The sequence below is a fragment of the Caldanaerovirga acetigignens genome (assembly GCF_900142995.1).
Classification (GTDB): Bacteria; Bacillota; Thermosediminibacteria; order Thermosediminibacterales; family Thermosediminibacteraceae; genus Fervidicola; species Fervidicola acetigignens.
Genome location: NZ_FRCR01000001.1, coordinates 73,009 through 94,971 on the forward strand (window position 1 = coordinate 73,009; position 21,963 = coordinate 94,971).

Consider the following 21,963-nt stretch of genomic DNA (forward strand, 5'->3'; position numbering starts at 1 on the left):
CTATTTTATCATTTCGTCCATTAAAATGCAACTGTATATTATGAAAATCTGGAGGAATGCTATAAAAGAGCAATCTAAAAAATATGGAGGGGAAAGACATGGTAGGAATGATAATCAGGTTTATCGTGTCGGCTTTAGTTTTGATGCTGGTTAGTTTTTTGATACCGGGATTTCAGGTAGCAGGTTTTACAGGAGCCTTGATCGCGGCCATTGTTATAGCCATACTGGGCTTTATCGTTGAAAGTTTGCTGGGAGAAAAGATTTCTCCTCAAAATCGAGGAATCGTAGGCTTTATAACAGCTGCTGTTGTTATTTACTTTGCCCAGTTTCTAGTGCCGGCGATGAGGGTCACGTGGTGGGGTGCGCTTTTAGCATCGCTTGTTATAGGGATAGTAGACGCCTTCGTGCCCACCGAACTGAGGTAGGGGGGATGGAATATAAACATAAGAACTGACCTGGCTATAGAAGCCCGGGAGATGACCGGAAAGGAGGAAATCCCGGGTGTCGTTGTAGAAACGGAAAAATCAAGGGATATTACAATAAGTAGAGTAAGAATAGAAAATGAAGAAGGAGAAAAGGCTTTAGGAAAACCTAAAGGTTATTACGTCACCCTAGAGGTGCCCCGGCTCAGGGAAAAAGATCCGGAATTGACTGAAGAAGTGAGCAAAAAATTGGCAGAAGAATTAAAGGTCATGATAAATTTGCCGGTGGATTCCATTGTACTTGTGATAGGCTTGGGCAACTGGAACGTCACTCCAGACTCGCTCGGACCCAAGGTGGTTGAAAAGTTGCTGGTTACCAAGCACTTGTTAGAGTTCATGCCGGAAAAATTTAATACAAAAAAAGGCATAAGGCCAGTTTGTGCCTTGGCTCCGGGAGTTCTGGGCATAACTGGGATAGAAACTGGAGAGATAATAAAAGGCGTGGTGGAAAGGATAAAACCGGACTTCGTTATAGTCATAGATGCTTTGGCTGCAAGAAGTATTGAAAGAATAAGTACGACCATTCAGATTTCCAATTCTGGCATCCAGCCGGGCTCAGGGGTAGGCAATAGGCGAATGGGGATCAGCAGGGAAAGCATAGGAGTGCCGGTTGTAGCTATAGGAGTTCCGACAGTAGTTGATGCAGCTACGGTGGCAAGCGATGCATTGGATATGATGATTTCAGAATTTGAGCGTCAGGCCAAGCCAGGTTCGGAATTTTACAAAATGTTGAAAACCCTTAATATAGGTGAAAAATACCAGTTGATAAGAGAGGTCCTCTATCCTTTTGTAGGCGAACTGGTGGTAACTCCAAAGGAAATAGATTCGCTCATTGAAAATACTTCTAGGACATTGTCTGGAGGTCTAAATCTTGCCCTACATCCTGGCATATCCTACGAAGAGGTCAGCACATTTTTGCAATGAGGTCAAAAAAACCTCATTTTTTTTATTTTAAGTGAATATGCTTAACCGGAGGGGATAAATTTGCTAAAAGTCAGGATAATAAAGATAAGGAAGATGATATTATGCGTAATTACCTTTTTTCTTTTGCTTGCTGCCACTTCCGGTTTTGCGTTTATCAAAAAATCTGTAACTGTTATAGGAAGCATGGAAAAAAGGAAAGGGTTAGAGATAGTAGATAACCTTGATTCTATGTTTTTCCAAAAAATATTTTTGTTGACAATTCCTGCTGCACGAGCCTCAATGCCACAACCGAAAGAGTTCTTTTTTGGTTTTAAAGAAGCTCTTTTTAAATTTCCCCAGTATAAAATGAATTTTGATGTATTTGAACCGAAAAACTATCTAGCTTTGCAGATACCTCTCATGGACGTTATGGAAATTGAACCAGCCACAACGCCGGGAATTGAACTACCGTCCGAAACAGTTGAAAATGAACATAACCCCCCCGAAGGCCCTCCACCTGCACCTCCAGAGGAAGAAGATATAGAAATTGAAAGGATAACACCGGCAGCCGGGAAACCCATCGTGCTGATTTACCACACTCACACTACCGAATCCTACATGCCGTCCACGGCGTATAATTATCAACCGCGGGATCAGGCGTTTCATACTAACGACCTCAGATTCACCGTGGTCCGGGTGGGCGAAGTGCTGTCCTCTGAGTTGAATAAACTGGGCGTAACGGTTTTGCACGACAAAACGGTGCATGACGTGCCAACGTACATGTATTCCTATTCAAATTCCCTGAAGACTTTGGAAAAGGTTTTGAAGGAGAATCCGTCCATCCAGGTGGTGCTAGATATTCACAGGGACGCGCCGGTTTCTGATCCGCAGAAGGCAAGAGAAATGACTACTGTAAAAATCGAGAATAAGTACTATTCTAGAATAATGTTTGTAGTGGGCACCGACAAGACTTTTCCCCATCCTCACTGGAAAGAGAATTATAAGTTTGCCCTTTTGCTACAAAAAAAATTGGAAGAACTTTATCCAGGTATAACAAGAGAAATTGATCTCAGGCAGGAACGATTTAACCAGCACGTTTCTAAAAAAGCCCTTTTGGTGGAAATAGGAAGTCACGGCAACACCATGGAAGAATCCATGGAATCGGCGCGGGTGCTGGCGAAAGCCTTGTCGGAGGTCCTTAAAGATTTGAACAAACCGTAGGGAGAATAAAAAAGCTCAGCCTGATAAAAATAATTGGTAAGAATACAACAAGGAGCCTGTAGATGCGATGGATATTTACATCGAAGACCTCATTGCCCTTTTTTTAATATTTACTGTGGTTCTTTGCCTTGGATTGCGTGCTGCCGAGCGGGGCATAAATTATATGATGGCCCTTGATGTGGGCCCTCAGACCTTTGATATGAAAGTATTGCCAGAGAGGCAGTATCATTTTATCATACTCGGCCGTAGGTATTCGTTAAAAATGACATGGGAACTGGGAGAATTCTACGCTGACAGAAAGAAAGCAAGCATGCGCATTGCAGGATTTGACATAAGTATCCCTACAATGGTACAGCTTTTTAGTCCTTTTAAAATCCCCCATTTTAGATTTTTTCTTGATAATTAAAATTGTAGTATGTATAATTATTTCTATCGGCAAATTTTTTGCAATTTTGAGGGGGAACCTCGATGAAAATACCGCAGGAAAGGATTAGGAATTTTTGCATAATTGCACATATAGATCACGGGAAATCCACCCTAGCAGACAGGTTACTCGAATATACTGGGACAATTCCGGAAAGAGAAATAAAAGAGCAAGTGCTTGATATGATGGATTTGGAAAGGGAACGCGGCATCACCATAAAGGCCAAGGCGGTAAGGATGGTATACAGGGCCGAAGACGAATATGAATATCTTTTGAACCTTATAGATACCCCTGGACACGTGGATTTCAATTACGAAGTTTCAAGGAGCCTTGCCGCCTGCGAAGGGGCGCTGCTCGTCATTGATGCTTCCCAAGGTATAGAGGCGCAGACTTTGGCCAACACGTATCTTGCACTCGAACATGACCTGGAGATAGTTCCAGTTATAAACAAAATTGATCTACCTAGTGCCGAGCCGGAAAGGGTAAGGCGGGAAATTGAAGAGGTAATCGGCCTTCCTGCCGACGATGCCCTGCTTATTTCGGCAAAAGAAGGGATTGGAATCAAAGAGGTGCTCGAGGCAATTGTAAAGAAAATACCGGCGCCTAAGGGTTCGGAAGCAGAACCTTTGAGGGCGCTCATTTTCGATTCCCTTTACGATTCCTACAAAGGAGCCATAGCATTCGTCCGTATTGTAGAGGGGAAAATTGAACCGGGACGGAAGATAAAAATGATGTCAACGGGCAAAATATTTGAAGTGACGGAAGTTGGCATATTTAGTCCTGAGATGGTGAGCACCGACAGTCTCAGGGCGGGTGAAGTGGGATATGTCGTGGCGGGCATAAAGAACGTGAAGGACACCAGGGTCGGGGATACTATTACCGACGCGGACAATCCGGCAAAACAACCGCTCCCCGGCTATAAAAAAGCCGTTCCTATGGTTTTTTGCGGCGTTTATCCGGCCGACGGCGAGGATTACGAAAAATTGAGAGAAGCTTTGGAAAAACTGCAGCTTAACGATGCTTCGCTGTTTTTTGAACCCGAAACTTCTGCGGCGCTGGGTTTCGGCTTTCGCTGCGGGTTTTTGGGATTACTCCACATGGAAATCGTTCAGGAACGACTTGAAAGGGAATACGGTATAAACCTCATAACGACGGCGCCGAGCGTCGTATACAAAATAAAAAAGACTAACGGCGAGGAAGTAATGGTAGACAACCCGACCAATTTTCCGGAGCCGTCGAAAATAGAGCACATCGAGGAGCCTTACGTGGAAGCTTCTATAATGCTCCCCACTGAATACGTCGGAGCGGTGATGGAACTCTGTCAGGAAAAGCGTGGGAATTTTAAGGACATGCAGTACTTGAGCGAAAAAAGGGTTCTTCTGCGCTACGATATGCCCCTTTCGGAGATAATTTACGATTTCTTCAATCAACTGAAATCCCGAACAAAAGGTTATGCTTCTTTGGATTACGAGGTTATCGGTTACAGAAAGTCGGACCTTTGCAAGGTGGATATTTTGATAAACGGCGAATTGGTCGATGCGCTTTCCTTTATAGTCCATAAAGAAAAAGCGTACACAAGAGCAAGACAGTTGGTTGAAAAATTGAAGGAAGTAATCCCAAGGCACCTTTTTGAGATACCCATCCAGGCGGCTATAGGAGGGCGCATAATTGCGAGGGAAACCATAAAGGCCCTAAGGAAAAACGTGCTAGCCAAGTGCTACGGCGGGGATGTCACGAGAAAAAAGAAACTCTTGGAAAAGCAAAGGGAAGGCAAAAAGAGGATGCGGCAGCTCGGAAAGGTAGAAGTTCCGCAGGAAGCTTTCATGTCGGTGTTAAAGATGGGGTAGGTATCATGGATACTCTTGCGCTTTATATCCACATCCCTTTTTGTATTAAAAGATGTGCTTACTGCGATTTTAACTCCTACACCGAACTGGAATACGTACCTTCATACCTTGATTCCCTGAAAAGGGAAATTTCTTTTTATTCGAATATTGAAAGAAAAATAAGCAGTATATACATCGGCGGCGGGACCCCCACGGTTTTAAACGAAAAAGAATTATCGTCTATTATCGATGCGATACACAGGGCCTTTAATTTGAGCTCCGACCTGGAATTTACCGTTGAGGCCAATCCGGAGACGGTTACAAAGGAGAAGCTTGAGGTCCTGAGGGAAGGTGGGGTTAATCGGCTTAGTTTAGGATTGCAGTCCTTTAACGAGGAACTTTTGAAGGTAATCGGCAGGATTCATAACGCGGAGGGCTTCTTAAAAAATTTTTTCATGGCGAGAGAAGCCGGATTTAACAACATCAATGTGGATCTAATTTTTGGACTGCCGCAGCAAAGGGTGGAAGATTTCCTGAATTCCCTGAGAAAGCTACTGGACTTGTCACCGGAGCACGTATCCTGCTATAGCCTCAGTGTCGAAGAAGGTACAAAGTTTTACGAATTGAAAGAAAAAGGATTGCTTTTTCTTCCTTCCGAGGACGAAGAAAGGATGATGTACCATGCGGCACGGAGTATACTGGAAGAAGGAGGATATTCGCATTACGAAATCTCCAATTTTGCGAAGTCAGGAAGGGAGTGTAAGCATAATTTGGTTTATTGGACTTACGGTGAATATTTGGGGCTAGGGGCCGGAGCCCATTCGTTTATGGACGGGGTTCGTTTCTACAATGCATACGGCTTAAAGGATTACATTGAGAAAGTAAAGGCCAAAGGCGAAGCAGTGGAAAGCCGGGAAAGGATTTCCGAACCGGAACAGCAGGCTGAATTTGTCATATTGGGATTGAGGCTCATAAAAGGTGTTGATAAAGCCAAGTTTTATGAGCGATTCAGAAAAGACATGGATTTGGTCTACGGTGAAGTGCTAGAGAAACTAGAGGAAAAAGGGCTTATCGTCAACGGCAAAGAATACGTGAAACTAACCAAAAAGGGTCTTGATCTTGCTAATGAAGTTTTTGTGGAATTTTTACCGTAGATTTAAGAGGGGAATTCCATGAAATTTATTGTGGATGAAGTGCAAGAAGGATTGACGATAGGAGAATTTCTCAAAGCCAAGGGCTTTTCCGGTAGGGTATTGCGGAGATTGAAAAGGAAAGGGAAAATATTTCTCAACGGCGAAAAGATTTTTGCGAGCGCGAAGGTAACATCCGGTGACATCGTGGAAGTGGATTTATCCGAAGAGTCAAAGATTAAGCCTTCCTATACATGCACGGTTTTCTCCAAGTCACGGCCGCATAGAAAAATATACGTTGCCATTGTGGAGGGTTCGGTGAAAGAAGAGTGGGGGTTGTAGAGGAAAAAATCGAGCGGAAAGAGGAAAGTTTAATCGAAAGATGGGTATCGGAGAGCGGCAAAAAAGCCGTAACCCACTTTAATGTTTTGAGGCGACTGAAGGGCTACACGGTGCTGGAAGTAAAACCCTTAACTGGCCGAACACATAAGATAAGAGTTCTTATGAGTCATTTAGGACATCCGGTAGCCGGTGATAGCCTGTACGGCGGAAAAAACGATAAAATTAAAATGCAAGCACTGCACTTTGCCGAGATGTCCTTTTTCTATCCAATTTAAGGGAACCTGAGTCGTTTTTAAAGCTTCATTGCCTTTGGAAGATATGCTTTCACTCATAGAAGAAGCAGGTGATTTCAGTGCGGTTTTTCGGCTCTCTTGACAAAGAAAGGGCGAAGTGATATTTATTAAGATAGGATTTTAGCACTCTCGATAAGAGAGTGCTAATTTAAAGAGGTGCTTTACACATGTTGGACGATAGGAAAATAAAGATCCTGAGGGCTATAGTGGTGGATTACATTGCCACAGCGGAGCCCGTGGGGTCGAGGACTATCGCCCGGAAATATAGGATGGGGATAAGTCCAGCTACTATCCGGAACGAAATGGCGGACCTGGAAGAGCTGGGTTATCTTGCCCAGCCATATACGTCGGCGGGGCGGATTCCTTCAGATAAAGGTTACAGGTTTTACGTGGATTTCCTCATGCCTGTAGTAGAGCTTGCAGAAAAGGAGCTTCAAGTAATAAGGCAGTTATTTAAAAAGCGAGTAAAGGAACTAGAGGACTTAATAGAAGAGGCCAGCCGAGTTATATCTAACCTTACAAATTATACCTCGATCATAGTAGGTCCACAGCTTCACGAAAGTAGACTAAAACATGTGGAGATCCTGAGGCTAAGTAAAGAAAAGGGGCTTTTAATTATAGTCACTAATTACAGTGCCGTTGTACATCAAATTGTAGAACTTCCGGAAAACTTGGCGGATTCGGACCTTATACGAATCTCTAACTTGTTCAACGACTACCTTGTGGAAAAGACAGTGGATGAAATCACGCCAGACTATATGGAGAGGATAAAGCGCGAGATGAGAGAGCACGAGATGGCGCTAGATGCCTTCGTGCGAGCGCTAATAGAAAGATTAGAGGAAGCTAAAAAAAACGGCAAAGTATTTGCGAGCGGAAGTTCTAGGATGCTAGATTTTCCAGAATTCAAAGATGTGGAAAAGGCGAGAAATTTCCTTTCGTTGATTGAAGAGGAAGATTTTATGATAAGAGTACTAAAATATACATCAAAACCCAATCAGATAACGATAAGCATAGGAAACGAAAACCCTTGGAAGGAACTTCAGGAATTCAGCATAATCACCACCCACTTAACAGCCGGAGGGAAGAACCTGGGAATTTTTGGAGTTATAGGTCCCACAAGGATGGATTATTCCAAAGTTATATCCATCCTCAACAAAGTCACTGATTATCTGAACGAAACGCTTTCAACTTTGATATAAAGACAGGAGGTAATCATATTGAACTTTAAAAATAACAACGGGCAGGAATTAGACGAAAAATTTGCGGCTTTTTTAACGAATGCCAATGCAATTAGGGCTGTGGCTTCAGCGGTAGAAGGGACCATAGGTCCAAAAGGGCTGGACATCATGCTGGTGGACAGGTTTGGGGAAGTCACTGTTACTAATGATGGTGTGACCATATTAAAACTGATGGATATAAATCATCCAGCGGCCAAGATGCTTATAAATATTGCCAAGGCCCAGCAGGAGGAAGTAGGGGACGGAACTACGACTACCACCATAATGGCAGGAGCAATGGTCTCTGAAGGTGTAAACCAAATTTTAAGAGGAGTGCCGGTGGCCAAAGTAATTGAAGGGATAAAGCACGGGACGAAGAAAGCCCAGGAGATACTAATTGCAAAATCTGTTCCTGTAAAAGGTATAGATGACCCGGTGTTAAAGGATATTGCTTATATAGCGGGGAGGGAACATGAAGACATCGCTCAGTTAGTGACACAAGCTGCAAAGCTAATCGGAGAGGAAAAGCTGAAGGAAAAGAATTTCAAGTTAAGGGATATAGTAATGGCGCGCGAAGGAGCAGAAAATGAAGTTTTTCTCGGTGTGATTGTAGATAAAGAAAAGGCAAACAAGCAAATGCCCGGGGAAGTTGAGGATGTAAGGGTGTTGGTGATAGATGATGCGCTAGGGCCTGAGCAGATAGAAGAAGGAGCGCTAAGCACTGAATCCGGCTTTGCTAAGTATTTGGCCCTTCAGGAAGAATTCAGGGAAAACCTTAAAAAGTTGATAGAACTCAAAGTCAACCTGGTTTTGGTGGGCAAAGGCATATCACAGGAAGCGGAAGAAATACTCACCGATGCCGGTGTAATCGCGCTGGAGAGGGTATCCGCCAAAGACCTGGAAAGGGTCGCAGAGCATACAGGAGCCAGGATAATGAAGAAGGCGGGGTTGAAAAAATCCATTGACGAAATAAAATGTTACATAGGGCGTGCTAAAAAAGCTTACGAAGACGAGAAGCTGGGGCACTTGAGGATCGAAGGCGGAGAAGGCAAACCTATGGCTACCATACTGGTAGGTGCTGCCACCGCAGAAATTGTTGGCGAGAGAGAGAGAATCGCAAAGGATGCAGCCTCATCATTACAGGCGGCAGTAAAAGGTGGGGTGGTCCCGGGCGGTGGAGCTGTTGAGGTGGCAGTAGCTCGGGAACTGGAGAGAGAAAGAGAAAAAATAAAAGGAATGGCTTCCTACGGCATAGACTGTGTTATAGCAGCTTTAAAACGCCCCCTTTCACAGATAGTATACAATGCGGGGTTTAACCCATTGGAAAAATTGGAAGAGGTTATATACACCCAATCTGAAAAGGGCAGTGATGCAATAGGCGTCAATTGCGATACTGGCGAGCTTGCTGACATGACGGAATTAGGGGTGTACGATCCAGCTCTCGTAAAAATCCATGCGATTAAAGCCGCTGGAGAAATTGCTCAGGCTATTTTGAGGATTGATACCATTATCAAAAAGCGGGATGAAGGACACGCATCAAGGGGGACCCCTGAATCGGGAGCCAGTATGGGTGAGATGGACTTCTGATGCGAGGTGATCTAAATTGATGGAGAAAGAAGACGAAAAGAACATTGACCAAAAAAATGAACAGAAGGATGAATATGGTAGTCAGGAACTCCAAAACGGCGCAGATTCGATTTCAGTTAAAGAAGGATCTTTTGAAGTAGAGGAACTAAAAAAAGCCTTGGAAGAAAAAGAAAATGAGGCGGCCAAGTACAAGGAACTTTGGCTCAGAGCATTGGCCGACTATGATAACTTCAAAAAAAGAACCCAGAAAGAAATGGAGCGAATACAACTTTACGCCGGAGAGCAGCTTATAAAGGACATCATTCCCGTTTTGGATAATTTGGAGAGAGCTATTAATTCGATCGAAGATAAGGACAGTGCAATTTACGAAGGGATAAAGCTAATATACAACCAGATTAAAAGCATATTAGCTAAATACGGCGTGGAGGAAATAGAGGCCGAAGGAAAGCCTTTCGACCCTCAGTTGCACGAAGCAATTATGACAGTGGAAACTGACGAATACGAAAGCGATACTATAGTGGAGGTCCTGAGAAAAGGATATACTTACCATTCAAAAGTTATAAGACCGAGCCTTGTCAAAGTAGCAAAAAAATAACGGAGGTGATATCATTATGGGCAGGATTATTGGTATAGACCTTGGAACGACTAACTCGGTGGCCGCATACATTGAGGGCGGTCAGCCAGTTATAATACCCAATGCGGAGGGCTCGAGACTTACGCCATCCGTCGTTGCTTTTACAAAGGATGGTCAGCGTCTGGTAGGACAGATGGCCAAAAGACAGGCCATACTTAATCCCGAAAGGACTGTGATTTCGATAAAAAGACACATGGGAACTGACTACAAAGTAAACATAGACGGCAAGCTTTACACCCCACAGGAAATCTCGGCCATGATTTTGCAAAAAATAAAACAGGACGCTGAAGCGTATTTGGGAGAAAAGATTACTCAAGCGGTCATAACCGTGCCGGCCTATTTTACTGACAGCCAGCGTCAGGCAACAAAGGATGCAGGAAGAATAGCAGGACTTGAGGTGCTTAGAATAATAAACGAACCGACAGCAGCAGCTTTAGCTTATGGGCTTGACAAGGGAAACGATCAAACCATACTGGTTTTTGACTTGGGCGGAGGCACGTTTGACGTCTCCATCCTTGAGCTTGGCGATGGGGTATTCGAAGTGAAGGCTACTAGCGGCAACAACAGACTGGGAGGAGACGACTTCGACCAGAGGATAATAGATTATATCGCCGAAGAATTCATGAAAGAACACGGAATTGACCTCAGAAAAGACCGCATGGCCTTGCAAAGGCTAAAAGAAGCGGCTGAGAAGGCTAAGATAGAACTTTCTAGTATGTTAGAAACCACCATAAGCCTTCCTTTCATTACGGCTGATGCCAGCGGGCCAAAGCACATAGAAATGACCCTGACGAGGGCCAAATTCGAGGAACTTACGAGGGATCTGGTAGAAGCCACTTTAGGCCCTACTGAACAGGCTTTGAAAGACGCCGGATTGAGGCCGGAAGATATAGACAAGGTAATACTGGTTGGTGGTTCTACGCGCATACCCGCGGTTCAGGAAGCAATAAGGAGATTTTTGGGTAAAGAGCCGCACAAGGGTGTGAATCCCGATGAAGTGGTGGCTATGGGAGCTGCCATTCAGGCCGGCGTGTTGGCAGGTGAAGTCAAAGATGTAGTTCTTCTTGACGTAACGCCCCTTTCCCTCGGTATAGAGACCTTAGGAGGAGTCTTTACTAAGATCATTGAGAGGAACACGACTATTCCTGTTTCAAGAAGCCAGATATTTACTACTGCTGCGGATAACCAGACGACAGTAGATATCCACGTACTACAGGGAGAAAGGCCAATGGCTGCTGATAATGTGACTTTAGGTAGGTTCCAGCTCACAGGTATACCGCCGGCTCCGAGGGGTGTGCCGCGTATTGAGGTAAAATTTGACATTGATGTCAACGGCATAGTCCACGTGTCTGCGAAAGATTTAGGAACCGGAAAAGAGCAAAAGATTACTATTACTTCCTCCACGAACTTAACGGAAGAGGAAATCCAGAGAATGATAAGAGATGCGGAAAAATATGCCGAAGAAGACAGAAAGAGAAAAGAAAAGGTCGAGGCGAAAAATCATGCAGATTCTCTCATCTATCAGTCGGAGAAGATGTTGAACGAATTGAAGGATAAGATAAATCCGGAAGAAGCCGAAAAGGTGAGAAAGGAAATCGAAAACGTCAGGAAGGCCATAGAAAGTGACGATGTGGAAAAAATTAAAAAAGCCACTGACGACCTCACAAAAGCCTTCTACGATATATCTGCGAGGCTCTATAATTCGCAGGGTACGCAGGGAACCGGAGGCAACCCTGGCGGAGCTTACAATTATCAAGCTGGAAATAACACCGCCGGCGCGAAGGATGAGAAAGTGGTGGATGCCGACTATAAATTTGTCAACGACGAAGATAAAAGAGAGCAAAAATAAAAAGTCAGCCCTTACGGGCTGACTTTTATTGGAGTGAGTAAAATTGAGCAAGAAAGATTATTATGAAATCCTTGGAGTTGGGAAAAATGCTACAGAAGAAGAAATAAAAAAAGCTTACAGGAAACTGGCCCGGCAGTACCATCCAGACGTCAACAAAAGCCCTGATGCTGCTGAGAAGTTCAAGGAGATAAATGAGGCTTATCAAGTATTGAGTGACCCACAAAAGAGAGCTATGTACGATAAATTTGGCCATGCAGGTATTGATCCGAATGCCACTCAAGGGGATTTCGGCGGAGGGGGCTTTGGCGATTTTGGGGATTTCGATTTTGGAAGGGATATCTTCGGAGATATTTTCGATAGCTTTTTCGGAGGTTTTTCAACCTCTCGGAAAAAAGGGCCCGTTCGCGGAGCCGATATAAGGTACGACCTTGAAATAACTTTGGAAGAAGCTTTTTTAGGTGCGGAAAAGGAGATTGAGCTTTACCGGATGGAATCGTGTTCGAGGTGTGGTGGAACAGGTGCGAAGCCGGGAACTGGTGCTAAAACCTGTCCCGTTTGTGGTGGAAGCGGGCAGGTGAAACAGGTGCAAAACACGCCTTTTGGCAGATATATTAGCATAACCACTTGCACAAGATGCCATGGTAGTGGTATTGTTATAGAAGAACCATGTCCAGAATGCCACGGGGCTGGGAATGTAAGGGTTTTGCGAAAAATAAAAGTGAAAATTCCGCCAGGAGTGGATACAGGTGCGAAATTGCGACTGGCAGGCGAAGGTGAGCTAGGAGAAAGAGGAGGTCCTTCCGGTGACTTGTATGTTATTATTCACGTAAAACCCCACAGGTTTTTTATACGGCAAGGCGACAACCTTATTTATGAAGCTCCGATTTCATTTGTGCAAGCCGCTCTAGGTGCGGAAATAGAAGTTCCTACCCTCGACGGTGGAAAGGTAAAATTAAAAATACCAGAAGGGACCCAGCCAGGAACTAGATTTAGGATAAAAGGCAAGGGAATGCCTCATCTCAGAGGTTACGGGCGCGGTGACTTGCACGTGGAGGTAAACGTAGTGATACCAAAAAAATTAAGTGAAAAGCAAAAGGAATTATTGAGAAAGTTTGCCGAAATTAGCGGTGAAGATATAAAGCAACCGCACAAAGGCTTTTTTGATAAAATGAGAGACGCCTTTGGCGTGTGATGCAGGAGGAAAAAAATGAAATGGTTGGAGATTAAAGTAAAAACTTCGACCGAAGCTATAGAAGCAATAGCCAATATCTTTTACGAGGCAGGGGCTGCCGGAGTAGTCATCGAAGACCCTAAAGATTTGCTGAACCGCGAAGATCCATGGGATTACGTGGAAATTCCTGAAGGCATTGACTTCGAGAAGGCTATTGTGACAGGGTACCTCCCTGAATCCGAGCAAGTGAACGAACTTTTGCAGGAAATTGGAAAGAGAATTGCTGAGCTTCCCAGGTTCGGGTTAGACCTGGGAAGCGGCGAGATGGAGGTGTCCTTTGTAGAAGAGAGTGATTGGGCCAACGCCTGGAAGGTCTATTACCAGATATTGCGGATCGGGAAAAGGTTGGTCGTAAAGCCTTCGTGGCTTGATTATGATCCGAAAGTCGGAGAAGTGATAATAGAGCTAGACCCTGGAATGGCTTTCGGTACGGGGACCCATGAAACAACCGCCATGTGCCTGGAGTTTTTGGAAAGATATGTCAAAGAAGGCCAAACTGTGATAGATGTGGGCTGCGGTTCCGGGATACTTTCAATAGCGGCCGCAAAACTAGGAGCGGCCAAGGTTCTCGCAATAGATAAAGATCAGGTTGCTTTAAAAGTGGCAAGGGAGAATGTGGAGAGAAACGGTGTAAGGCAGGTAGAAGTAGTAAGGGGCGATGGATTAAAGGGTATGAACTTTAAGGCCGACATAATAGTTGCCAATATAATAGCTGACGTGATAGTGGAGATAGCCGTTGATGCAACTGCAAATCTAAAGAATGGAGGCTTTTTTATTTGCTCTGGAATAATTAAGGATAAAAAATTTTACGTATGTAGAGCCTTAGAAAAAGCAGGCTTTGATGTGATTGAGCAAATGGAAAAGGGTGATTGGATAACGCTCGTTTCCCGATTGTGTCGAAAGGTGAAAAAGTAGGTGGAAGACAATGCATATTTTTTTTGTTCAGGGAAGTGCAAATTTAAATGACATGATAGAGATTATAGGAGAGGATGCTCACCATATAGCAAATGTCCTGAGAATGGGGAAAGGCGATAATTTGCGAATCTCAAATGGCAAGGACGAAGTATACGAAGCTCAAATAGTCGAGGTTGGGTTTGGTGGTAGAATAATAAAAGTAAAAATAATTGAAAAAAATAATTTTGAAATCAAAAGTCCTCGGATAACGTTGTTCCAAGGCATTCCGAAAGGACAAAAGTTCGATTTTATCCTGCAGAAAAATACCGAACTAGGAGTTTCTGAATTCGTTCCAGTCATAACCGAGCGAACAGTAGTAGAAATAGGTGGGGACAAGATAAAAGATAGAACTAAAAGATGGAATAAAATAACAAAGGAAGCTGCAAAACAGTGTAGAAGATTGGATCTGCCTAAAGTGCATAAGCCGATTGAATTCGACGAATGTATTAAGACTTTAAAAAAGTACCCTTTGATCCTGATGCTCTGGGAAGAAGAGCGAAGGACTTTTTTAAAACCTTTTTTATCTTCCATTTCGAAAAAGATAGAGGAGATTGCCGTTTTCATTGGACCGGAAGGGGGTTTTTCCGAAGAGGAAATAATAAAGGCAAAAGAAATTGGGGCGATCACGGTCAGCCTTGGCAGGCGGATTTTAAGGACAGAAACGGCGGGATTTGCGGTGAGTACCGTGTTGATGTATGAATTTGGGGATTTTGGGGAGGGTGGTTGAATATATAATCATGCCCAAAGTAGCTTTTTACACTTTAGGATGCAAGGTCAACCAATACGAATCTGATGCCATGGCCGAGTTGTTTAAAGAAAGAGGCTATGAACTGGTTGATTTCGATGAAATAGCTGATGTGTACATCATCAATACCTGCACTGTCACTAATGAGGGAGCGCGAAAGTCGAGGCAGATGATAAGACAGGCTACCCGAAGAAACCCCCAGGCAACGGTTGCTGTAGTAGGGTGTTACTCTCAAATGAATGCGGACGAAATTTTGCAAATACCCGGTGTTGACGTGGTGGTGGGCACGAAAGACCGGCACAAGATAGTGGACCTCGTGGAGCGGGCAAAAAAAAGTGATGCGAAAATTATCGATGTTCAAGATATAATGAAGGTGAGGACTTTTGAGGAAATAGCCTTTAAAGGTTATAGGCAGCGCACCCGGGCCTTTTTAAAAATCCAGGAAGGATGCAATATGTTCTGCTCCTACTGCATAATACCCTATGTGCGCGGACCGGTTCGCAGCAGGCCAGTTGCGGGTATTTTGAAAGAAGCTGAAAACTTAGCAAAAGATGGATTTAAGGAGATTGTTCTCACGGGAATACACCTGGGGCTTTACGGAGCGGATTTTAAAAACGGACCTTCACTTTACGACGTTATAGAAAAACTTTCGAAAATAGAAGGTATAAAGAGGATTCGCCTGAGTTCAATTGAGGCGATGGAATTGAGCGATGATTTCATAAAAAAATTAGCGGCTTTGGAAAATTTCTGTCATCATTTCCATATCCCCCTACAGAGCGGCAGCGACAAAATATTGAAGCTGATGAATAGGCGCTACACTGTATCGGAATTTGAGGAGAGGATTCAATTCATAAAAAAGATCATGCCCGATGTGGCTATTACTACCGATGTGATAGTAGGTTTTCCCGGAGAGACGGATGAGGATTTCAAAGATACGCGTGAATTTATAGAAAAGATAGGATTCAGCCGGCTCCATGTATTTAAGTTTTCACCGAGGGTTGGGACTCCCGCTGCGAAAATGCCCGATCAGGTACCTTCCGAATTGAAAGAAAAACGAAGCCGAGAACTTATCAATTTAAGTAAAGAGCTTGAAAGAAAGTTTAGAGAAAAGTTTCTAGGCAAAGTTATTTATGTGCTGTTTGAAGAAAAGGACGATGACCTATACTTCGGCCACACTGGCAATTATATTAAAGTAGGGGTGCGTTCCGAAGAAGAATTGAGGAACAAGATTCTTGAAGTTGAGTTAATAGAAAATAGGGACGAATTTGCCCTAGGAAATATTAAAAAAAATTGAGTTGGAGAAGGAAAATTAAGGTCGAATGTGGAATAATTCCATTAAACTTTATATAAAGCCGAAAAAGGAGGTGGGACGGTGGAGTGTGTTTTCTGCAAAATAGCAAAAAAGGAGATACCAGCTTCGGTGGTTTACGAGGACGAGGATGTAATAGCTTTCAAGGATATAAATCCTCAAGCGCCCATCCATCTCCTTATTATTCCCAAAAACCACCTGAGTTCTATAATGGAAGTGGATGAAAATAACGGCGACTTAGTAAAGAAGATAGTAAAGGTAGCGCAAAGTCTCGCTAGGGAGAATAACATAGATAAAAAAGGTTTCAGGTTGGTAGTAAACACGGGAGACGATGGAGGGCAAACGGTACATCACCTTCATTTCCACTTGCTGGGCGGTAGGTTTATGACCTGGCCTCCAGGCTAATACTGCCGAAAACACAAATTCAAATAATTTCTTCTGTGGGGGGAGGGAGTAAAGGATGCCAGAAATACGCGTTGGGGAAAACGAATCTATAGACAACGCCATAAAAAGGTTCAAGCGAATGTGCCAAAAGGCCGGTGTTCTCTCTGAATTGAGAAAAAGAGAGCATTACGAAAAGCCCAGCGTAAGGAGAAAGAAAAAGTCTGAAGCGGCGCGCAAGAGAAAGCATCGGTAAGGTTTCAAGGAGGTTAATTCCATTGTCTATTAAGGCAAAACTGAATGAAGATTTAAAGAAAGCCTTGAAAGAAGGCAAAAAAGAACGGCTGTCAGTTATTAGGATGGCAAAGGCTGCCATAATAAACGAGGAAAAAGCTGTCATGCACGAATTGAACGATGATGAGGTAATCGAGGTCATTTCAAGAGAAGTGAAAAAGCGAAAAGATGCCAAAGAGGAATATGAACGATTAGGGCGCGGCGATAAGGCCGTTGAGCTGCAAAGAGAGATAGAGATTTTACAAGAATACCTCCCCCTGCAGCTTACCGAGGGAGAGTTAGAAGAAATAATTAAAAAGACTATATCTGAGATTGGAGCCAAAGATTTGAAGGATTTAGGGATGGTCATGAGAGCGGTTCTTCCGCAGGTAAAAGGGAGGGCAGACGGCAAGACAGTAAATGCCATAGCAAAGAAGCTACTTCAAAGCCAATAGCCCGGCAAAAGCCGGGTTATTTGTTTTTTGTGCGGGCTTCGATTTGTAATTAAACGTATCTTTTAGGAATAAATTTTTAAAAAGAAATTATTGTTGAGAAGGATGCATTATGAAAAGGAGTCAAAGGGAAGAACTGAAGTCAAAGTTTATAGAAGCCCTCGACCTTCCAAAGGATGTAGTTCTTGACCTTCCTAGGGTTACGGTTACCGGAAAGGTTGGTGTATTGATAGAAAGTCACAAAGGAATTGTCGAATACGGTCCAGAAAAAGTTACAGTAAATACTTCCATTGGGCTTCTTGTAATAAAAGGAGAAGAGCTCTTTATAAAATATGTGTTGGCGGATGAAATTTTTATAGAGGGAAGAGTTAAAGATATAGAGTTTGATGAATGACCTCGGGGGGTAAAAGGTGCTTTTCATAAAATTATGGAATTGTTTGCGGGGATATGTTATTATAAAAATAGTAGGGCAGTACGCGGAAAGGCTGATAAATCAAGCAGCCTTCAGTGGCGTTTATCTTTGGGACATAAGGCGTATTGAAGAAAATACACTTTTGGCGAAGGTCAGCGTCCGCGGGTTTTTTAAACTCCATTTTTTTGCGCGAAAAACTAAGTGCAGGATTTATATAATGCAAAAAAGGGGACTATATTTTGCTTTAAGCAGGTTAAGAAGGCGAAAAGTATTATTGCTTGGGGTAGTATTTTTTATTGCTGCAATTTACCTGCTTTCCTCTATAGTATGGAAGGTGGAGGTAAATACTCAAAGTGAAGAGCTGAAAAATTCGATTTTGAAGGATTTAGAACAGTGGGGGCTGAAGCCCGGTATATTTAAACATGACCTTGACAAACAATATTTTCTTGATAAAATACTCCTTAACTATAAGAACATTTCTTGGGCGGAGATAGAAATAAAAGGTAGCAGGGTAATAGTGGAAGTGGTAGAAAGAAAAATGCCACCCGATTTGAAAGAAGATGATCCTTGCCACATCGTAGCTGCAAAGGACGGTATAATCGAGGAAGTGCTCCCTTTGAGAGGAGAGGCTGTGGTAAAGCCGGGAGATACTGTAAGCAAAGGAGATGTACTCATATCTGGCAGAGTATCCCTAGCAAGAGAGGAAAGTGGGGAAAAGAAGCTACTTGTGAGGGCAAAGGGCATTGTGAAAGCCAGGGTGTGGTACACGGAATCGGTGGAAGTGCCTTTAGTAGAAACTGTAAAAAAATACACTGGTAGAGTGAAAAGAGCATATAAAATAAGGTTTGGTAATAAAGAACTGTATATTCAACTGGGAAAGGTGAACTTTTCAAGTTACGAAGAGGAAGAGTTGGATTCGAGAAGCATAATTTTTTCGATGTTCGACAGTGTGAGCTTAAATCTTATCCTTTACAGAGAAGTAAAGGAGGAAAAGCAGTTTCTTGGAGTGGAGGGGGCGTCTCAGGAGGCTAATAGGAGATTAACAGAAAAGCTTAAAATACTTTCTGGGGAAGTTCAGATAGTTCAAAAAAAAGTGGAATTCACTCTTGATATGGAAAAACAGGTGGTTGTCGGGACATTGATCCTGGAAGTTATCGAGGACATTGGAATTGAAAAAAAGATCGAATAAATAAAGGAGGATGGTTTATTGGGTAAAAATCTGGCCGAGGCCAAGGTTTACGTGGATAATATAAAGGCTGTTGCTGAGCTTTTCGGAAGTAGGGATGAAAATATTAAATTCATTGAAAAAGAATTTGATGTGCGAATAATACAGAGAAATGGAGAAATTCTTATATTGGGCGAAAAAGAAAATGTTGGGTCAGTGGAGAAACTTTTATTACAGTTGATTAAAGTTTTAAAGGGAGGAAATTCTTTGACCTCGTCCGACATCAGATACTTTTCAAGACTTGTGAAGGAAGGGCAGGAGGAAAAGATTACCGATCTTTTCGATGATGTAATATGTTTAAATCACAGGGGAAAACCGATAAAGCCTAAAACTATTGGTCAAAAACTGTACGTCATGGCAGTGAAGAGAAACGATATAGTATTTTGTATCGGTCCGGCAGGTACAGGTAAGACTTATCTAGCCATGGCGCTAGCGGTTACAGCTTTGAAGGAAAGAGAAGTTAGCCGCATAATTCTTACGCGGCCAGCGGTAGAAGCTGGTGAGAAATTGGGATTTCTGCCGGGAGACCTCCAAGAAAAAGTGAATCCTTATTTACGGCCGCTTTACGATGCCCTTTACGACATTCTTGGGGTGGAAACTTTCCAGCGGTATATGGAAAAGGGAATCATAGAAGTAGCACCCTTGGCATACATGAGAGGGAGGACATTGGACGACTCTTTTATAATTTTGGACGAGGCACAAAATACTACATCCGAGCAGATGAAAATGTTCCTTACTCGCCTTGGTTTCGGCTCTAAGGCGGTGATTACGGGCGATGTAACCCAGGTTGATCTTCCGAAGGGAGTATATTCGGGCCTGGAAGAAGTTCAGCTTGTACTAAAGGGCATTGAAGGGATAGAATTCATTTACCTTACCGACAAAGATGTGGTGCGACACGAAGTGGTACAGAAGATAATTAAGGCTTACGAAAGGTATGAAGAAAGTCGAAAAACTCAATGAGGGGCTGGTTCTGTGTCGGTTGATTTGAGACGCGGCTGGTCTAGAATAAGGACGATAAAACAGAATAATAAATTGCTTTCTAACTGCGCCTTCCAAAGATCGATGGTGGGAGTCGCATTTTTTTTGGCAATGGTTGTTCTAATGCTTGTAAATACGTTCCCGAAAAAATACGACCTGAAAGTGGGCGACATAGTTCAGGAAGATATAGTAGCACACAAGGATGCCATTGACACTATTGCGACTCGAAAGCTTCAAGTGGCTGCAGCCAACTCTGTGCCGAAAAAGTACACGTTAGACCAAAATGTGACGAAGGAAGTAAAAGAGAAAGTTGCGGAGATATTTGCTAGGGTAAGAGATGTAAGGGCCAAAGAAATTGACGAATCAAACAAGATAAAGACACTAAAGTCGGTTATACCTAACAGTTTTTCCGATGAAACCTATTCGGTAATGCTAAATTTAAGCGATTCTGAACTTAGGGAGCTAGAGACCGTTACAAAAGCGGTTATTGAGACTGTAATGAATGACGGGATTAAGGAAGAATCCATTGACAGGGCAAAAGCGCTGATAATAGAAGAATTCAAAAAAACAAGCCTTTCCGAACCTGTAAAGAGCACTGGGGAAGACGTTGCTTTTTCTGTAATAAAGCCCAACATGATTTTTGACGAAGAAGCAACGGAGCGGGAACAGAAAGCGGCTATGGAAGCTGTTGTGCCGGTGAAAATTACGAAAGGACAGGTACTTGTAGAAAAAGGAAAACCGGTAACGCAAGACCAGCTAGAACTTTTGAAAGAATTAGGGCTTCTTTCTCAGGACAATTCCTCATACTTTAAAATGGCCTTTGGAGTCGCCATACTTGTATTAATTCTTGAGTTTATCATGGCCGTTGAGATATACTTTTATCATAAAGATGTGTTCGACAACTTGCCGTACCTAGGATTGCTAGCTATAATTGTGGTAACGACCCTTTTCATATCAACAGTTTTCAAGACAATATCTAATTTTCTGGTGCCAATATCCGCAGGGAGTATGTTGATATCCATACTTATTAATCCACATATAGCAGTGACGGCAAGTTTCGTGATGTCGGTTGCCGTTGGTGTGATTCTAGGGAATGACTTTTCAAGCGCCTTAGTCGCCTTGGTGGGAGGTCTTATAGGGACGTATTTTACAAGGAAGGTATTGCAGCGGGGCGATTTGACCAAAGCCGGTGGATTGGTAGGATTTGTTAATTTTCTCATAATATTCGGATTTGGATTTCTGAACAATAATGCGCTCCTGGACATAGCGAGGCAAAGTTTTTGGGGAATAGCGAACGGGTTTTTGTCTTCAATCTTAACCATAGGTTTACTTCCTTTTCTGGAAAATTCTTTTGGCATAACAACGTCTGTAAGGCTTCTGGAACTTTCCAACCCCAACCAACCTCTTCTTCGCCGTCTGCTGCTTGAAGCTCCAGGGACCTATCACCATTCCATTATAGTTGGGAACCTCGCAGAGGCTGCTGCAGAAGCTGTTGGGGGCGATGCCCTATTGGCGCGGGTTGGAGCAAGTTATCACGATATTGGCAAGTTAAAAAGACCTTATTTTTTCATAGAAAATCAGCTAACTTCAGACAATCCTCACGACAAATTGAATCCGACGCTGAGCGCGCTCATAATCACTTCTCACGTTAAAGATGGCCTTGAAATAGCGCGGCAGCATAAATTGCCGCCGGTCATTCAGAATTTTATAGCTCAACACCACGGTACTTCGCTATTAACTTATTTTTATAAAAAAGCCATGGAAAGTCACGAAGAAAAAAAAATAGAGGAGAGAAGCTTTCGCTACGATGGTCCCAAGCCGCAAACAAAAGAAGTTGCCATCGTAATGTTGGCAGACTCGGCTGAAGCTGCAGTGCGTTCCATGACGAAACCGACCCCTGGGAAAATAGATGGACTTATAAGGCAGATAATTAAAGAGAAACTAGCCGATGGTCAGTTGGACGAAAGCAACCTGACGTTGAAGGACCTCGATAAAATTGCCGCAGCTTTTTCCAGAGTTCTAACTGGGATTTTCCATACTAGGATAGAGTATCCAGAAAAATTGCAAGAACTAGAAAGGAAGGGTTGAATTTGGA

The 21,963-nt window shown here is 43.2% G+C and carries 23 protein-coding genes; all 23 read left to right on the top strand.

Features of this window, described 5'->3' with window-relative positions; all coding sequences use genetic code 11:
- Positions 1-98 precede the first annotated feature (98 nt).
- A complete protein-coding gene (locus BUB66_RS00395; protein ID WP_066351372.1) occupies positions 99-425 on the top strand; it encodes a phage holin family protein in 327 nt (108 codons plus the stop codon).
- A 12-nt stretch (positions 426-437) separates the two neighbouring features.
- On the top strand, positions 438-1,406 hold the full coding sequence (gpr, locus tag BUB66_RS00400; protein WP_425291859.1) for a GPR endopeptidase: 969 nt from the start codon (positions 438-440) through the stop codon (positions 1,404-1,406).
- Between the two features lie 60 nt (positions 1,407-1,466).
- The gene (gene spoIIP, locus BUB66_RS00405; protein WP_073253046.1) at positions 1,467-2,606 is read left to right on the top strand and encodes a stage II sporulation protein P; all 1,140 of its coding nucleotides are present in this window, start codon (positions 1,467-1,469) and stop codon (positions 2,604-2,606) included.
- Positions 2,607-2,673: 67 nt separating this feature from the next.
- Positions 2,674-3,012, top strand: a complete 339-nt coding sequence (locus tag BUB66_RS00410) for a hypothetical protein (protein WP_073253051.1) — start codon at positions 2,674-2,676, stop codon at positions 3,010-3,012.
- Positions 3,013-3,074: 62 nt separating this feature from the next.
- Entirely contained in the window at positions 3,075-4,877 is a 1,803-nt protein-coding gene (lepA, locus tag BUB66_RS00415; protein ID WP_073253056.1) for a translation elongation factor 4, read from the top strand.
- A 5-nt stretch (positions 4,878-4,882) separates the two neighbouring features.
- A complete protein-coding gene (gene hemW / locus BUB66_RS00420) occupies positions 4,883-6,010 on the top strand; it encodes a radical SAM family heme chaperone HemW (protein ID WP_073253061.1) in 1,128 nt (375 codons plus the stop codon).
- Positions 6,011-6,028: 18 nt separating this feature from the next.
- Complete coding sequence (locus tag BUB66_RS00425) at positions 6,029-6,328, top strand: Hsp15 family protein (RefSeq protein WP_073253065.1); 300 nt, start codon at positions 6,029-6,031, stop codon at positions 6,326-6,328.
- A complete protein-coding gene (locus BUB66_RS00430; protein ID WP_073253068.1) occupies positions 6,316-6,603 on the top strand; it encodes a pseudouridine synthase in 288 nt (95 codons plus the stop codon). Before BUB66_RS00425 ends, BUB66_RS00430 begins: the two co-directional genes overlap by 13 nt.
- 185 nt (positions 6,604-6,788) lie before the next feature.
- Positions 6,789-7,820, top strand: coding sequence for a heat-inducible transcriptional repressor HrcA (gene hrcA, locus BUB66_RS00435; RefSeq protein ID WP_073253072.1), 1,032 nt, complete (start codon positions 6,789-6,791; stop codon positions 7,818-7,820).
- An 18-nt stretch (positions 7,821-7,838) separates the two neighbouring features.
- The gene (locus BUB66_RS00440) at positions 7,839-9,425 is read left to right on the top strand and encodes a TCP-1/cpn60 chaperonin family protein (RefSeq protein WP_073253075.1); all 1,587 of its coding nucleotides are present in this window, start codon (positions 7,839-7,841) and stop codon (positions 9,423-9,425) included.
- A gap of 19 nt (positions 9,426-9,444) precedes the next feature.
- Positions 9,445-10,020, top strand: a complete 576-nt coding sequence (gene grpE / locus BUB66_RS00445) for a nucleotide exchange factor GrpE (RefSeq protein WP_073253078.1) — start codon at positions 9,445-9,447, stop codon at positions 10,018-10,020.
- Positions 10,021-10,036: 16 nt separating this feature from the next.
- The gene (gene dnaK, locus BUB66_RS00450; RefSeq protein WP_073253081.1) at positions 10,037-11,908 is read left to right on the top strand and encodes a molecular chaperone DnaK; all 1,872 of its coding nucleotides are present in this window, start codon (positions 10,037-10,039) and stop codon (positions 11,906-11,908) included.
- 43 nt (positions 11,909-11,951) lie between these two features.
- On the top strand, positions 11,952-13,100 hold the full coding sequence (dnaJ, locus tag BUB66_RS00455; protein WP_073253084.1) for a molecular chaperone DnaJ: 1,149 nt from the start codon (positions 11,952-11,954) through the stop codon (positions 13,098-13,100).
- 15 nt (positions 13,101-13,115) lie between these two features.
- The gene (gene prmA / locus BUB66_RS00460; protein WP_073253087.1) at positions 13,116-14,054 is read left to right on the top strand and encodes a 50S ribosomal protein L11 methyltransferase; all 939 of its coding nucleotides are present in this window, start codon (positions 13,116-13,118) and stop codon (positions 14,052-14,054) included.
- A 10-nt stretch (positions 14,055-14,064) separates the two neighbouring features.
- A complete protein-coding gene (locus BUB66_RS00465; RefSeq protein WP_073253089.1) occupies positions 14,065-14,820 on the top strand; it encodes a 16S rRNA (uracil(1498)-N(3))-methyltransferase in 756 nt (251 codons plus the stop codon).
- Complete coding sequence (mtaB, locus tag BUB66_RS00470) at positions 14,789-16,132, top strand: tRNA (N(6)-L-threonylcarbamoyladenosine(37)-C(2))-methylthiotransferase MtaB (RefSeq protein WP_244269689.1); 1,344 nt, start codon at positions 14,789-14,791, stop codon at positions 16,130-16,132. The genes BUB66_RS00465 and mtaB overlap by 32 nt, the downstream gene beginning before the upstream one ends.
- 78 nt (positions 16,133-16,210) lie before the next feature.
- On the top strand, positions 16,211-16,552 hold the full coding sequence (locus BUB66_RS00475) for a histidine triad nucleotide-binding protein (RefSeq protein WP_073253092.1): 342 nt from the start codon (positions 16,211-16,213) through the stop codon (positions 16,550-16,552).
- Between the two features lie 55 nt (positions 16,553-16,607).
- Positions 16,608-16,784 carry a 30S ribosomal protein S21 gene (rpsU, locus tag BUB66_RS00480; RefSeq protein WP_073253094.1) on the top strand — a complete coding sequence of 59 codons (177 nt, stop codon included), beginning with the start codon at positions 16,608-16,610 and terminating at the stop codon, positions 16,782-16,784.
- Between the two features lie 22 nt (positions 16,785-16,806).
- Positions 16,807-17,256 carry a GatB/YqeY domain-containing protein gene (locus tag BUB66_RS00485; RefSeq protein WP_073253097.1) on the top strand — a complete coding sequence of 150 codons (450 nt, stop codon included), beginning with the start codon at positions 16,807-16,809 and terminating at the stop codon, positions 17,254-17,256.
- Positions 17,257-17,365: 109 nt separating this feature from the next.
- Entirely contained in the window at positions 17,366-17,647 is a 282-nt protein-coding gene (yqfC, locus tag BUB66_RS00490; RefSeq protein WP_073253099.1) for a sporulation protein YqfC, read from the top strand.
- A gap of 16 nt (positions 17,648-17,663) precedes the next feature.
- Positions 17,664-18,854 (top strand): sporulation protein YqfD, encoded by a 1,191-nt coding sequence (yqfD, locus tag BUB66_RS00495; protein ID WP_073253101.1) that lies wholly within the window; start codon positions 17,664-17,666, stop codon positions 18,852-18,854.
- 18 nt (positions 18,855-18,872) lie between these two features.
- The gene (locus BUB66_RS00500) at positions 18,873-19,850 is read left to right on the top strand and encodes a PhoH family protein (RefSeq protein WP_188092859.1); all 978 of its coding nucleotides are present in this window, start codon (positions 18,873-18,875) and stop codon (positions 19,848-19,850) included.
- Positions 19,851-19,862: 12 nt separating this feature from the next.
- A complete protein-coding gene (locus tag BUB66_RS00505; protein WP_073253104.1) occupies positions 19,863-21,956 on the top strand; it encodes an HD family phosphohydrolase in 2,094 nt (697 codons plus the stop codon).
- Positions 21,957-21,963: the final 7 nt, after the last annotated feature.